This window comes from Vibrio sp. R11-SG3-ISO3-SZ (assembly GCF_059834345.1).
On record NZ_JCBDGX010000183.1, the window covers coordinates 1 to 15,078 of the forward strand.

Below are 15,078 nucleotides of genomic sequence, written 5' to 3' on the forward strand. Positions count from 1 at the left end.
TCACCTTGTGTCAAGCGCTGCTTGAGCTCGCACCGGATAATCTTGAACAGGTGTTTCTTGCCGATTCTGGTTCGGTGGCGGTGGAAGTGAGCCTAAAAATGGCGCTGCAATATTGGCATGCGAAAGGCGAGCCGCGCTCAAAGTTTCTCACCCTTCGAGATGGCTACCATGGCGATACCTTTGCGGCGATGTCGGTAACTGATCCTGACAACTCCATGCATTCACTCTATAAAGGCTTTCTGCCTGAACACATTTTTGCTCGCTCGCCTCAAACAGGCTTCTGGCAAACGTGGCAACCCAGTGATCTGGACGATTTTCGTCAACAGCTCGCTAATCATCATCAAGAAATAGCGGCGGTCATTCTTGAGCCCATAGTGCAAGGTGCGGGAGGCATGCGCATTTATCACCCAGAATTTCTAAAAGGCGTACGCCAACTGTGTGACGACTATGGCGTGCTGCTGATATTGGATGAAATCGCCACCGGCTTTGGCCGCACAGGCAAGCTGTTTGCCTGCGAACACGCCGAGGTTCAGCCAGACATCCTCTGTGTCGGTAAAGCGCTCACCGGCGGTTACATGACGTTATCCGCCACGCTCACCACTCGCCACGTTGCTGACACCGTCTGTTCGGGCGAAGCCGGCTGCTTTATGCACGGCCCGACTTTTATGGGCAACCCCCTCGCCTGCGCCGTCGCAAGTGCCAGTATGGACTTATTGAAAACCGGCGAATGGCAAACACAAGTTGCGGGCATCGAACGTCAATTTGCTTCGCTGCTGCCGAGACTAAAAAAATATCAAAAAGTCAAAGACGTGCGCTGGCTCGGCGCGATTGGTGTGGTAGAGACGACGATAGCGGTGGATATGGAAAACATCCAAGCGCATTTTGTTGAGCAAGGCGTCTGGATACGCCCATTCGGACGTCTTATCTATATGATGCCGCCGTTTATCAGCGAACCTAAGCATATTGAGAAGTTAGTAATGGCAGTGGAGAGTGCGCTGGGGAAAGAGGTGTGTTTTAGGTAGGTTGTGGGTTGTGGGTTGTGGGTTGTGGGTTGTGGGTTACGATAATTTACCGATTTGTTTGGTCGGTCAAGTGCTCGTAACCCTTTATGCCATTTAGTCTTGGTCAATCATCCAGCGGCGGAAGGCTTTGCGCTCTTCGGTGGAAGATTTTAGGTACCAGGCTTTAAGTTGGTCAAGGTTGTTGGTGTCAACCATTTGAGGGGCGACTTGTGGGGCTTCAGCCATATCCGTCATAGCGGCGGCGGTAACAGCGGTTGCGCTGACGGCGGCGACAGGTTTATCGACGAGCGAACCTTTGTCGAAGTAGATTCCGCGCTGCTCATTGTATTCTGCCAAAGATGCCTTAAGTCCAGAGAAAGGTAGAAATCCAGTTTTACCTTGTATTATCCCCTGTGTATATTCAACTTCATTGCCATCTATAAATAATCGCCATTCAGGATTAGGGGATTCAAAAACAGCCCTCGCCTCCATAGAACTTCTCGCGACAGGATGATCAATAGTAGCCTGGTCACCGGACATAGTAAAAGTTAGGACATAAGGCTTAGAAGTAAACACGTCACCGCTAGAGCCCTTTGACATATTTTTATCCATTCTGACAACAATTTGTGTGTAACCCTCTTTAATGGAATTCACTCCGATCTTATTCTCTGCACTCTGACCATTAATATATAGAATACTCACTCCACGCTTAGGTGTGAGCGTTGCAGCATGACTGGAATGTGTTGAGGCAACCACCAAAAACCACATAAAAATATAAGCTCTCATCCTTTCCCTCTGTCATTTGTATGGATAACATGAAATAAAGCCACCCGAAGGTGGCTTTATGATTCCTAAACTTCTTAAGCTAAATGATTAGAAAGAAGCTTCAACACCGATTGCTAGACCAGTGTTGTCATCAACACCTTCTTGATCTAGACCACCAACTTCTGCATAAAGCTTAGTGTTTGGTGCTACAGCGTATGTTGAGTTAACGAACCAACGGTCTGCTTCTTTAGTCTTGTCGTCGTGAGAGCCGATTGAGTAACCAGCTGCAAAGCCAAGTTTACCTAGACTGTAATCTGCAGCAAAAGACACGTTGCTGTTATCAGAGTTAGCAGCGTCTGCTGCAACTGCGTAGTAAGCAATAGCTAGGCTGATGTTTTCAAGGCCACCGTATACAGCTTCAAACGCGTAAGCAGTATCATCTTTTTGCTCTGCGCTGTCGTCTGCATTGTACTGGGCAAAAAACGCAGATAGGTCAAAATCAGCTACACGGTAGCCAACTCGTGCATCGTAATATGTATCCTGAGAACCACGTTGCTTGGATTCTGAAGAGATTTCACCTCCATCAAGCAGTAGGCCTTGATCAAGTTTGTTTTGTACGAAACCTAGGGTTGCGTATAAATCACCGTTGTCAAAATCATAACGTACTGCTTCGTCAGAGCACTCATCTGTCGCTGCTTCAAGAAGAGAAGCAATACCAAACGCTTCATCAGAGCCGATACCTAGATCATCAGCAGCAGTACATAGGCGACCAAATTTAATTGAGCCAGCCGTCTTGTGGTACGCAGCTACATAGGTGTCACCGTTACGCGTAATTTCTGAGTTAGTGCTTTCTGAACCGTCGAACTCCCAGTATGCACCGACTGTCCAGTCATCGTTTACCATGTAACGGATGTCAAAGCCGAAATCAGCGTCTTCGATGCGTTGCTGCATTTGGCTTGAGCCAGTTACGTCGTTGCGGTAAACAACTTCAATATCACCTTTCAGGTTTACTGAAACACCATCTTGGTTGTACACCTCAATCGCCGCGTTAGCAGACGAAGCCGCCATAAGTACTGCTAGAGCTACTAGAGTCTTTTTCATAATAATCCACTGCCTTTTCTATAGAATGGGAATTCCCTATCCGGTTCCCTTTATGTTTTAGAAGATGACTCAAACTCTTTATTGGTCCGATGTCATCGCCACTAAATTTCGAGGTTTAGATTGCAAAAGATTCCCCTAAGTGTCAAATGTTCTAAACCACACAACTAAAAAAACATAAATTATTTTAAAATCATATGTTTACATATAAAGCTGCCGTTTTTTAGACCAGGTTCATAAAAATATCTCCACGCCACAGGTCTTACCAAAACCGTTAACATTTAGACTTAAACGCCAATTAATCGATAAAATTAAGTAAATGACAGAATATAAATCTACCATTTGTGATTATTTGGAGTGATATATATTTTACAATTAGAATTAATTATAAGTTCTTGAAGGTTCAGTTTTTTTTTGTGAAGGAGATCTAGATTTGGTCATTTGAGATTCTATTTCGTGAACTGAGTAGCGTTTAGCAAACTGTGCTATCATCCGTCGCCCATAGCGAAGGTCCCCATATGATTGCCAGTAAGATACAAAATTCTATCCGCCACAGTTATCAATCTCTCCAACATCAGTTAGAAAACTTCGTTCCTCGCCGAGCACAAAACTACTTGGTCGCAGAGATCGCCAAAACATTATGTGGCGAGTATCACAAATCTAACCGGATGATAGTTGCAGAAGCGGGGACCGGGATTGGCAAATCACTCTCCTATCTGATGGCCGTGATACCCGTTGCGCTGTTCAATAATCGTAAAGTGGTCATCTCCACCGCCACCGTCGCGCTGCAAGAGCAGCTCATCAATAAGGATTTGCCACTATATAGACGCCTCTCTGATCGTGAGTTCTCCTTTATCCTCGCCAAAGGCCGAGGCCGTTATTGCTGTGCTGAAAAGCTCTACACCGCGTGTGGGGCAGACGGCGGGCAGATGGCGATGTTCGACAGTAAGCCGAAGAAAAAAGAGGTTGAACTGCTTGAGCTCATGCACACCAAGTTGGCACAAAACAAATGGAATGGTGACCGTGACGCTTGGCCCAAGCCAATTCCCGACCACTTGTGGCAAATGATTGTCAGCGATAAGCACAGCTGCAACACCAGTTTACCTGCGCATCGCCAGTGTCCGTTTCAAAAGGCCCGTGCCGAGCTTGATAAGGTCGACGTGATCATTGCCAACCACAGCTTGGTGATGGCCGATGCCGATCTCGGGGGTGGCGTGATACTTCCAGAGCCTGAGAACACCTTTTATGTGTTTGATGAGGCGCACCACTTACCCCACGTCGCGCGCGATCACGCCTCTGCCGCAGCCAGTTGTAAAGGCGCTGCCAGTTGGCTAGAAAAGCTCAATCAAAGTGTGACCAAATTTGCAGGCCTTGCCGATGAAAAGCGCGTCGCAAGGTTTAAAAATGAGTTGCAAGACAGCATTGCGCAGCTTATTCCAACCTTGGCGAAGCTCCCCGCACAGTTTGATACTCAGGCGTTTGAAGATCGTCATTATCGCTTTGAACATGGCGAGCTGCCCACTTGGCTATTTGAACAGGCCAAAGAATTGAAGACCTATTCGGTCAAAGGTGCTCAGGCCGTCGCTAAGGTGGCGGATCTGATTTCAGAACGCGTCAAAGACGGCGAAATTGCGAACCGACTCGCAGAACCCGCGCTCGCTGAGCTCGGTTTTTACATTCAGCGTTTTGACAATCTCGCCCAAGTTTGGCGCTTAATGGCCGAGCCCACGCGTGAAAAAGGCGCACCTTTAGCGCGTTGGTTATCACTACATCCGGAACGCGAAGGCGACATTATCGTCAATGTCTCGCCGCTCGAAGTGGGTTGGCAATTGGATCAACAGATCTGGAGCCGCTGCGTTGGAGCGGTACTCACTTCCGCGACTCTTCGCGCGCTCAACTCATTCAGCTTTTTCTGTCGCCAAGCTGGCGTGAGTGAAAAAGAGGAAGACGGTGTGCGCTTTCTTGCGCTCTCGTCGCCGTTTGACTACGCCAACCAAGCCGAATTGGTCATACCGGCAATGAAGATGGAGCCCCAAGCGCCACAGTTTACTGAATATCTTATAGAGATATTGCCTAACTGGATTGAAGACAAACAGGCCAATTTGGTTTTATTCTCCTCCTATTGGCAAATGAACCAAGTCGCAGAAGCGCTGAGTAGCGAATTTGTTAAAAAGGGTTGGGCGCTGCAAATTCATGGTCAAGAGTCGCGCTCTGAAATCCTAAAAAAACATAAAACCCTTGTGCAGTGTGGCAAGACGAGCATTCTGTTTGGCACTGGCAGCTTCTCAGAAGGGCTGGATTTACCGGGTGACTTGCTGACCAACCTGGTGATCACCAAGATTCCGTTTGCGGTGCCGACCTCCCCTGTGGAGCGCTCCCATGCAGAATACATCGAGCGCAAAGGCGGAAATCCGTTTATGCAGATCTCGGTACCCGAAGCGAGTAAAAAGCTGATTCAGTCTGTCGGTCGCTTGCTGCGTAAAGAGCGCGATTCTGGTAGAGTCGTCATCCTTGATCGCAGACTGGTCACCAAACGTTACGGGAGTGCGCTGTTGGACTCACTTCCTCCATTTAAACGCACCATTAAATAGTGGTGCGATTGACACCCATAACTTACAAGCGCGTCAAGCATATAAAGAAGAATACACATTATGGAACTTTTTGAGCCAACCATGTTGTTGGTGTTGGCACTGGTTGCTTTTGTTGCTGGATTTATTGATGCCGTCGCCGGCGGTGGCGGCATGTTAACGGTGCCTGCTCTCCTGTCGCTCGGCCTACCGCCGCACATTGCGCTCGGTACAAACAAGTTAGCGGCGACCTTCGCATCATCAACCGCCGCGTTTACTTACTACCGAAAGCGCCTGTTTAAACCTGAATGTTGGCTAAGAGCGTTCTTTGCCACCCTAGCAGGGGCAATCTTAGGCACCTTGTTTGTTGATTTCATCTCAACCGAGTGGCTTGAAAAAATCTTACCGCTGATTATTCTGGCAGCGGCTGTCTATACTGTTTGGCATAAAACACCGAACGCAAAAATCAATGAATCGCCACCACCTTGCCCTGTACTACATAAAAAGCAGATAGGCCAAGGTTTGATTCTAGGCTTTTATGATGGCGTTGCCGGCCCCGGTACTGGTGCGTTTTGGACCGTGAGCTCAATGGCGCTCTATCGCCTCAATATTTTGTTGGCTTCTGGTTTGGCCAAGGCGATGAACTTTACCAGCAACTTTACGTCATTGGTGACATTTGCGATTTTGGGTCACATCGATTGGGTACTAGGTCTGACGATGGGTGTCTGTTTGATGGCTGGTGCGTTCGTTGGTGCTCATTCCGCGATACGATTTGGCGCAACGTTTATACGCCCAGTCTTTGTTACGGTCGTCAGTGTGCTCGCCGTCAAACTGGCGTTTGATGCGTGGTTTATCCCTGGTTAACGCAATGAATAGATTCGATTCGCTAAAGCAAACCTTAGAGAACCTTGCCCTGCAAGCCGCGGGGCTTGATCGCCAACGCGGTGAGCACCACCTACCGCTGTTTGATGAACGGCTGTTTTCCTGCCGAGCCAAACTGCTTGTTCCCTGCGTGACAGAAACACAAGCCACATTGACGTCGATTTTGCGCGAAGAACAAGCGGGCAAATTGACCACGCACCGAGCAGAATACCTCGGCGAGCGTTTACTGTCGCAAATCAGTGCCATTGAGCGCGAATTGGCCACCACCTCAATCCGTAAAAACGAACCTAAGCACAAAAGCTATTATAGAAAGCCCATCAACGAGCTCTACCAACAACTGGCGCAGCATCAAGAGTGGGAACGTCGCTTAAAAGAGATGGTGAGAGATAAAGAGCGTGCACTGCAAAACGCCTCATCGTTTGCCCAAGCACAAGCGCAGCAAGCGTTACTGGCTACCGAGCAGCGTCTAAAACGGTGCCAAGAGTCTAAGTTGAAAATCGAAAATCAAATCACCTATCGAGAGAGAAACCAGTAATGTCTAGCCAAGAACAGTCAGCGGCAGCAAACAGCGGGCTTGAAAACGCCCCCGAAGAGATCAAACTGGCGGTAGATTTGATCTATTTATTGGAGAGCAATGAGATCGATCCTCATACTGCTTTAGCCGCTATCGATATCGTAAAAAGCGATTTAGAGCGAAAGTTGGCACAATAAGGTCAACGCCCTGACTTCAAAGACTTGCTTTCTTGCTTATCGACTAATCGCTGGATAAAACAAAAACGCGCTCGGTGATGGGATTCACCGAGCGCGTTTTTCTCAATAAGAGATGTATGTTCTTTGATGCTATACCTTAAATTGATTGACCAGTTGCTGCTGATTTTTCGACAGCTCACTGATCTGGCCGCTGACCGTTTCTGACTCTTCCGCTTGAGACAAAATTTGTGCGCTCAGATCGCGGATATTAGCGACACTTTGATTCACTTCGCCTGACACCGACTGCTGCTCTTCTGCCGCTTTAACAATCTGATTGTTCATATCGTTGATGGAAGCGATCGCGCCAAATACGTGATTAAGCTCTTGTACCGCCTGTTCAACCTGGCTGGCAGAGTGATTGGCGAGCTCATTGCCCTCTTGAATCGCAGACACCACATCTTGGGTGCCCTTCTGCACACTTTCGATCACTTTGCGAATTTCACCGACTGAGTCTTGGGTACGGCTGGCAAGATTACGGACCTCATCGGCCACCACGGCAAAGCCACGCCCCTGATCACCCGCGCGCGCCGCTTCAATCGCAGCGTTGAGCGCCAACAGGTTGGTTTGCTCCGAAATGCCCTCAATCACAGTCAAAATTTCCGTGATGTTGGCGTTGTTCTTCGCCAGCTCTTCCACTACGGGCACCGCTGCGGTCATACGTTCAACCAGATGTTCCATTTCATGTTGCGATTTTTCAATCACTTGTTGACCGACGGTTGCCGCCTGATGCGCTTTATCCGCCTCTTGCACCGCAATTTCTGCGTTTTGTACCACAAGGCCTGCGGTTTGCGTCATCTCTTCAGACGCCGTCGCGACTAAGTCGACCTCTTTAAACTGGGCGTCACTGCTGCGTCTCGTGCCTTGGGCGGCCACTTTCGATTGTTCGGTTGTGGTCCCTACTTGCATCGTGGTATCAATCACATCACGAATAATGTGTTGCAGCTTTTCCAAAAACGAGTTGAAACCCATGGCGAGCTGACCAATTTCATCCGCCGATTTCACCTCAATACGTTGGGTAAGATCACCTTCACCCGACGCGATATCATCCAAACGCGCCACCACGTCACGAATCGGTTTCACCAAGCGATTAGCCATAACACCAATCGTAAATAAACCAAACAGCACCAGGACCGACCCCGCCAACAGTTCGGTGGTCACGCTCGATTCCACTTGCGCCGTAATGGTCGCGTCAAGGTCATCGGCATCGGCCAACACACTGTTTCTTGGCATATCAAACAATACGCCCCAGGTTTGATTCGCCACCATAATCGGTGCGAACACCGTCATCCAGTCACCGCTTTCGCTCCACTGTGTCACCACTTCTTGACCCAAGAGCAACTCTCGTAGCGCTTCACTGCTGTGCATGTCGCTCTGATAAGGTTGACCAATGGCCGCGTCAGGCGCGTCACTGGCGATCAAAGAGCCATCAAAGCTAACAATATTGACGCTGCCATCGCCCGAAAAGAGTTTGCTATCCGCATCGGCCACCACCTCTTTCAAGGCGTCGAGACGCAAATCAATCCCAAAGAAACCAATGCTGGTGCCATCAAGCATAATCGGTACCGAAATCGAGGAGGTTAAAAATGTTTCCTCCTCTTGAGTAATCAAACGTGGCGTAGTCACACACGCTTGTGCTGTGGTCAATGGACACTCAAAGCGCTCACGATTACTTGGGTCTAAAAGCAGGGCTTCACTGAGCACGCTGTTCACCACATTTTCACCATTTTGCGCGGTGATCCAGTAAGGCGCAAAACGGCCCACTTCATTTGAACCGACATACTCAGCATCAACGTAATTGCTGTCTTCATTGTCGAGCATGTCCGGTCTAAAGACCAAATACGCCCCTTGAATCGATTCAAAGTCCATCACCGAACGACGAACCATTTCATCCAATGCGGTACGCAGCTCTTCACTGTCACCAAAGTTTTCTTCGGTATTGCGCTTTAAGAACATGGCGCTGGAGGCCAACATTTCTGCGCGGTAGAGCGCTTCATTGAGATACTCCGCCACCTCAGTACCGCTGAGTAGAGCGCGCGTTTGCAGCAACTGCTCGGATTTATCGATCACCGATTCCGCGCTTTGCGCTTTGATCAATTGTTGATTGGATAAAGCGTTGTAGACCGAGAAGCCAATTAAAGAGAGTGACGTAATGAGGAGACAGCAGCCAGCGAAAAGCGTGATCTTCCATTGAACCGAAAGCGTTCGCATAATACATCCTTATAAGCAAACTTGTTGATAGTTTTGTTCAATCATTACAGCATATTGAACTTGATTATCAATCAAAAGTTTAAGAATTTGTTACTATCGCTCGGAGGAAGATGCTGAACGCTTGGCATTAGTCAGCCAAAAGTGGAAGTGTTACTATTCAAAACCAGTGGATTTAGACTGCAAAAACGAGACCTATTCAAGCAAGGATTATCAATGAAAGTCATCTCTTTTAATATCAACGGCCTTCGCGCCCGCCTTCATCAACTGCAAGCCATTATTGATAAGCATCAACCTGACGTGATTGGTCTTCAAGAAATCAAGGTGCATGATGAAGCTTTCCCACTCGAGGATGTGGAAGCGATGGGCTATCACGTGTACTTTCACGGTCAAAAAGCGCACTACGGTGTGGCCATGCTGTGTAAGAAAGCGCCGATTCACGTGCAAAAAGGCTTTCCGACCGACAATGATGATCATCAAAAACGCATGATCATGGCGACGTTTGAAGACGACGCGGGAGAGAAAGTGACCGTCCTCAATGGTTACTTCCCTCAAGGTGACAACATCCACCACGAAACCAAGTACCCGTATAAGCGTCAGTTTTATCAAGATTTAATGACCTACTTGAACGAGTATCACAGCAGCGACGAGCAATTAATCGTGATGGGTGACATCAATATCAGCCCACTGGACAGCGATATTGGTATTGGTGAACCCAACCGCAAACGTTGGTTAAAAACGGGCAAGTGTTCGTTCCAACCAGAGGAGCGCGAGTGGCTTAACACCTTGATGGATTGGGGATTGGTCGATACGTTCCGTCAGGTTCATCCGAGTGTCGACGATCGTTTTTCATGGTTTGATTATCGCTCTCGCGGTTTCGATGATAACCGTGGTCTACGTATTGATGTGATTCTAGCTACGCCAAGTTTGGCGCAAAAATGCGTCGAGTCGGATATTGATTACGAGCTGCGCGGGATTGAAAAACCGTCTGACCACGCGCCTATTTGGTCGACGTTTAAGTAAGCGGACTGACTAGGATAAAGAGCTGGGTAAGCCGACGTTCCAAAGCCGCCGATTGAAAATAGCAGTGAAAAAAATCCGGAGCATCAACTCCGGATTTTTTGTTTCTAACGCCACATTTTGAGTAGTGACGTTACGATAAGCAGCGGTTAGATAGCGATAAAGTCGGCTTTGTAGTCTGGGTTAACATCCGCGTCGTAATCCACGCCTTCAACACCAAAACCAAACAGTTTCAAGAACTCTTCTTTATACTCGACGTAATCCGTCAGCTCTTTTAGGTTTTCAGAGGTGATTTGTGGCCATAGGTCACGGCAGTGTTGTTGGATGTCGTCGCGCAATTCCCAGTCGTCTAAACGCAGGCGGTTCTTCTCATCCACTTCTGCTGCGCTGCCATCTTCTTTGTAAAGACGCTGGCTGAACATGCGGTAGATTTGTTCCATACACCCTTCGTGAACGCCTTCCTCACGCATCTTCTTAAAGACCATAGCGATATAAAGCGGCATAACAGGAATCGCAGAACTCGCTTGAGTCACAACCGATTTCAATACTGCGACATTCGCGCTGCCACCGGTTGAAGAAAGTTTCTCGTTCAGTGCTGCGGCTGCGCGGTCTAAGTCCATCTTCGCTTTGCCTAGCGCACCGTCCCAGTAGATCGGCCACGTCAGCTCAGTGCCAATGTAGCTGTAAGCGACGGTTTTGCAGCCATCAGCCAGCACGCCGGCTTCAGAGAGGGCATTGATCCACAATTCCCAATCTTCGCCACCCATTACGGTGACGGTATCTTTGATCTCTTCTTCAGTCGCAGGCTCAACGCTCGCTTCGATGATCACATCTTTGTTGGTATCCACCGCTGTCGATGTGTAGGTTTCGCCGATAGGCTTGAGAGAAGAACGAATCACTTCACCCGTCTCTGGCATTTTACGTACTGGAGAGGCCAGTGAGTACACCACCATATCGATCTGACCTAGGTCTTGTTTGATCAGCTCAATGGTTTTTTCTTTTGCTTCGTTTGAAAACGCGTCACCGTTCAAGCTTTTTGCGTAAAGACCCTCTTCACGGGCGAGTTTTTCAAAAGCGACAGAATTGTAGAAACCGGCTGTGCCCGGCTTTTTCTCTGTGCCTTCTTTCTCGAAGAACACACCGATGGTTGAAGCGCCGCCACCAAATGCCGCTGCGATACGAGAAGATAGACCGTAGCCACTCGATGCGCCCACAACCAGTACACGCTTAGGTGCGTTCTTGATTGGACCTTGCGCCTTAGTGTAAGCAATTTGTTCTTTTACGTTAGCTTCACAACCCACTGGGTGCGTTGTTGTACAGATAAATCCACGAATTCTAGGTTTGATGATCATATTCAACTTCCTTAACAAAACCCGGCTAGGATAAAAGGTTCAACGCCAGATCGCATCTAATTTCTGTAAAAATGTCGTGAAAAGGCAAGTGGTTGGATCACTTCCTGTCGCTTCTCTCTGTGGTATCCAAAGCATTTTACTGAGCAGAAACAGCAGAGGCACCGTGACGGTGCCTCTGAGTAGTAAGAGCGGTGACGTGCTTTATTACGCCACGCTATCGAGCTTTGGCTTCGCACCCTCTTGATGGGTACGAGTCTCGCTGAAATCGTGGCTAAAGTGGTCCACTTGAATGGCGCGGTAACGCAATTTATCCGCGGCCAAGATCTTATCCACTTCAGCTTGAGTCAGCACGCCAGCGTCTAAGGCTTGCGCTAATCGCTCGGTCAGCAGCCCTTTACGAGCGACGACACCGTCTTTAGCTGCACGCATCAGTTTGCGCTCTAAGCTCTTCACCCCATACATGGCAAGGAACGCGTTTTCCATCAAGCCGACACTGTCATCCGCGTCTTTGCCAATGTAGCAAAGGTGAGTGAGGCGATCACGGTGCGCTCCTGGTGTCATCAGACTTTCTGCCAGTTTCACAGTAAGCTGATCACTTGGCTTGGTGTAGCGATTGCCCAGTGGGAAGATGATCACTTTCAGCAAACGCCCAACCGCTTTTTGTGGGTAGTTGGTAAAGGCTTGCTGCAATGACTGCGCCGCGTGATACAAACAGTGCTGCACGGCGTAGTGTACGTAATCGAGATCTTGCTGCTGGCGACCTTCATCTTCGTACTTTTTCAGTGCCGCAGACGCCATGTAGAGATACGCCAGTACATCCCCTAAGCGTGCAGAGATCATCTCTTTACGTTTTAAATCGCCGCCCAGTGTTGCCATTGCGATATCCGCACTGACCGCCAACGCACGGCTGAGACGCGTCATCTCTTTATAGTATTGCTGCGTTGGCCCGCTCATATCGGCTTTGATAAAGCGAGAGCCGGTGAGCGCCGCGCCAAACGCGCCGAAGGTGTTGCCCATCGCATGTTTGATGTGTTTGAACAGCAAATCATCAAATTGCTTCGCACCCTCTTTTTCATCTGGGTTGGCGGCCGCTTCCATTTCTTTCAGTACGTATGGATGACAACGCGTCGCCCCTTGACCAAAGATCATCAGGTTACGGGTCAAAATATTCGCACCTTCCACGGTAATAGCGACCGGCACACCGAGATAGTGCGTAGCAAGGTAGTTCATCGGGCCGTCTTGAATAGCGCGGCCTGAGTGAATGTCCATCGAATCATTCAAAATAGTACGGGCCATTTCCGTCATGTGGTATTTGGCAATCGCCGTCACAATGCCCGGTTTCTCTTTCAGATCCAACGAGGTCGTGGTGAGTGTGCGGCTCGCTTCTAGCAAGTACGTCAAACCACCGATACGCCCTAGCGCTTCTGCAACCCCTTCGAACTTACCGATCGACATACCAAACTGCTTACGCACGTAGGAATACGCGCCTGTAGTGCGTGACGTCAGATGGCCAATCGCAGTGCCAAGTGCTGGTAACGAGATACCGCGACCTGCTGATAAACATTCCACCAGCATGCGCCAACCTTTACCGGCGTAGTCTTGGCCACCAATGAGCCACTCCATAGGAATAAAGACATCTTTACCGCGCGTTGGACCGTTCATAAACGCCAAACCTAGCGGGTCGTGACGCTCACCGATTTCCACCCCTTTGTGATCCGCCGGGATCAACGCACAGGTAATGCCGAGCTCTTTTTCATCGCCTAGCAGGCCGTCTGGGTCATACATTTTAAACGCAAGGCCAAGTACCGTCGCAACGGGCGCGAGAGTGATGTAACGCTTGTTCCAGTTGAGGCGAATACCGAGCACCTCTTTCCCTTCGTGCTCGCCGTAACAGACGACGCCATCATCGGGAATGCCACCGGCATCTGAACCCGCTTCCGGGCCAGTTAGCGCAAAACACGGAATGTCGGTACCATCGGCAAGACGTGGCAGCCAGTAATCTTTCTGCTCTTGCGTACCATAGTGGGACAACAGCTCACCCGGACCTAACGAGTTTGGCACCATGACCGATACCGCTGTACTGATACTGCGAGTGGCGATGCGCGAAACGATGGTTGAGTTTGCCAATGCAGAGAATTCACGACCGCCATATTCTTTCGAAATGATCAGCGAGAAAAAGCGCTCTTTGCGTAGGTAATCCCACACTTCTTTTGGCAGATCGCGATCTTCTTTGACGATCTTGTGGTCATTGAGCATCGCCAACAAGGTTTCGAGCTCATTGTCCATAAAGGCTTGCTCTTCCGCTGTTAGCGTTGGTGCAGGATATTGGTGCAACTTACGAAAATCAGGACGGCCTGAGAACAACTCTCCGTCCCACCATACGCTGCCCGCTTCCATGGCTTCTTTCTCTGTGCTTGATAGCGGCGGTAGTACTTTTTTGAACATTTTGAAAGCTGGGTCGCTGACCCATTTTCTTCTTAGAGAGCACATAATCCGATCCTTTTGTTCGCGTTAGGGTGTTGAACTTATTGTTAGTGTTATAAATGCTTTGTTGATGTTAAAAATGCTTTATTGGTCTTAAAAACCTTCGCTATTACTCGATTTATTTCGCCGCGACGCCCGCAGCCAAATAAGGAATCAGTTGGTCAACGACGGACTTGGCATCCATCGCTTTGCCGTAATCATTTTCAGCGATCTCTAGCAGCGCTTGACTCGAAGCCATAGTGAACACGCAGGTGCCGAGGGTAAAATGCAAACGCCAGAACAGCGCTTCTTGAGTCAACTCAGGGTTGGCTTTCATCACCGATTGGGTAAACAGTGATAACGTCTCTTGGTAACGTGTGGTAATGAACCAACGCAAGTGACCTTGCACATCGGTATAACCACGCCCAATCAGCAACATAAAGCGGCTGGTGCCGTTCGGTCTTACATCGTTTAAGTTTCTTAGTGGCGTACGCAGTGACTCAAACACGTCTGACATTTCATACGTATCATTGAGATTTAAGTTTATTAGCGCATCTTGCACTGAGGGCATAAAAGCTTCGAGATAACGGTTTAGCACTGCACGTACCAAGGTTTTCTTATCGCCAAAGTGATAGTTGACTGACGCGAGATTCACTCCAGCTTTGCTGGTAATGGTACGAAGAGACGTGTCATTGAAACCATGCTCAGCAAACAACGCTTCCGCTACATCTAGGATTTTCTCTTTCGTCTTATTTCTCGCCGACATTTTAAAGCACTCGTATTAAACAACTGTTTGAAATATACATCCGAAACATTTAACTAACAACCAATTAACATCACATTTTTGCGCTTTGGTCTGACCAGATAAAAAAGTGTGAAAGTAATTCATTGAAACGTAAGAGAGATTTTTCCTTGCGAACAAAAAAGTGTGCAAAGAAGAAAAAAGAGAGGAAATTTATTGAACTGTTTGGACCG

12 protein-coding genes are annotated in these 15,078 nt (G+C 48.6%); 6 read left to right on the top strand and 6 right to left on the bottom strand.

What is annotated here, in order from left to right:
• Positions 1–1,022 (top strand): adenosylmethionine--8-amino-7-oxononanoate transaminase (bioA, locus tag AC6R1O_RS18885; RefSeq protein WP_500657626.1); only part of this gene is annotated, 1,022 nt, incomplete at its 5' end.
• 93 nt (positions 1,023–1,115) lie between these two features.
• On the opposite strand, the gene AC6R1O_RS18890 is transcribed toward bioA, so the two are convergent.
• Positions 1,116–1,787, bottom strand: coding sequence for a DUF2057 family protein (locus AC6R1O_RS18890; protein ID WP_500633530.1), 672 nt, complete (start codon positions 1,785–1,787; stop codon positions 1,116–1,118).
• An 87-nt stretch (positions 1,788–1,874) separates the two neighbouring features.
• Positions 1,875–2,867 (bottom strand): porin, encoded by a 993-nt coding sequence (locus AC6R1O_RS18895; RefSeq protein WP_500633529.1) that lies wholly within the window; start codon positions 2,865–2,867, stop codon positions 1,875–1,877.
• Between the two features lie 515 nt (positions 2,868–3,382).
• Between AC6R1O_RS18895 and dinG the strand changes: the two genes are divergently transcribed.
• The 4 genes from dinG to rsmS are packed head-to-tail and all read left to right on the top strand — an operon-like array spanning position 3,383 to position 7,024.
• Positions 3,383–5,455: an ATP-dependent DNA helicase DinG gene (gene dinG / locus AC6R1O_RS18900; protein ID WP_500633528.1), complete on the top strand. Its 2,073-nt coding sequence runs from the start codon at positions 3,383–3,385 to the stop codon at positions 5,453–5,455.
• Positions 5,456–5,515: 60 nt separating this feature from the next.
• Positions 5,516–6,295 (top strand): sulfite exporter TauE/SafE family protein, encoded by a 780-nt coding sequence (locus AC6R1O_RS18905; protein ID WP_500633527.1) that lies wholly within the window; start codon positions 5,516–5,518, stop codon positions 6,293–6,295.
• A gap of 4 nt (positions 6,296–6,299) precedes the next feature.
• A complete protein-coding gene (locus AC6R1O_RS18910) occupies positions 6,300–6,848 on the top strand; it encodes a primosomal replication protein (protein WP_334550813.1) in 549 nt (182 codons plus the stop codon).
• A complete protein-coding gene (gene rsmS, locus AC6R1O_RS18915) occupies positions 6,848–7,024 on the top strand; it encodes a pleiotropic regulatory protein RsmS (protein ID WP_500633526.1) in 177 nt (58 codons plus the stop codon). The genes AC6R1O_RS18910 and rsmS overlap by 1 nt, the downstream gene beginning before the upstream one ends.
• 129 nt (positions 7,025–7,153) lie before the next feature.
• Here the strand turns inward: rsmS and AC6R1O_RS18920 are convergent, their stop codons facing one another.
• A complete protein-coding gene (locus AC6R1O_RS18920) occupies positions 7,154–9,271 on the bottom strand; it encodes a methyl-accepting chemotaxis protein (RefSeq protein ID WP_500633525.1) in 2,118 nt (705 codons plus the stop codon).
• 213 nt (positions 9,272–9,484) lie between these two features.
• Between AC6R1O_RS18920 and xthA the strand changes: the two genes are divergently transcribed.
• A complete protein-coding gene (xthA, locus tag AC6R1O_RS18925) occupies positions 9,485–10,291 on the top strand; it encodes an exodeoxyribonuclease III (RefSeq protein WP_500633524.1) in 807 nt (268 codons plus the stop codon).
• 146 nt (positions 10,292–10,437) lie between these two features.
• On the opposite strand, the gene fabV is transcribed toward xthA, so the two are convergent.
• The 3 genes from fabV to psrA all read right to left on the bottom strand — a co-directional run bounded on the left by fabV (position 10,438) and on the right by psrA (position 14,869).
• Positions 10,438–11,640, bottom strand: a complete 1,203-nt coding sequence (gene fabV, locus AC6R1O_RS18930) for an enoyl-ACP reductase FabV (protein WP_334550818.1) — start codon at positions 11,638–11,640, stop codon at positions 10,438–10,440.
• A 204-nt stretch (positions 11,641–11,844) separates the two neighbouring features.
• The gene (locus tag AC6R1O_RS18935; protein WP_500633523.1) at positions 11,845–14,130 is read right to left on the bottom strand and encodes an acyl-CoA dehydrogenase; all 2,286 of its coding nucleotides are present in this window, start codon (positions 14,128–14,130) and stop codon (positions 11,845–11,847) included.
• A gap of 112 nt (positions 14,131–14,242) precedes the next feature.
• Positions 14,243–14,869, bottom strand: a complete 627-nt coding sequence (gene psrA / locus AC6R1O_RS18940) for a TetR family transcriptional repressor PsrA (RefSeq protein WP_334550821.1) — start codon at positions 14,867–14,869, stop codon at positions 14,243–14,245.
• Positions 14,870–15,078: the final 209 nt, after the last annotated feature.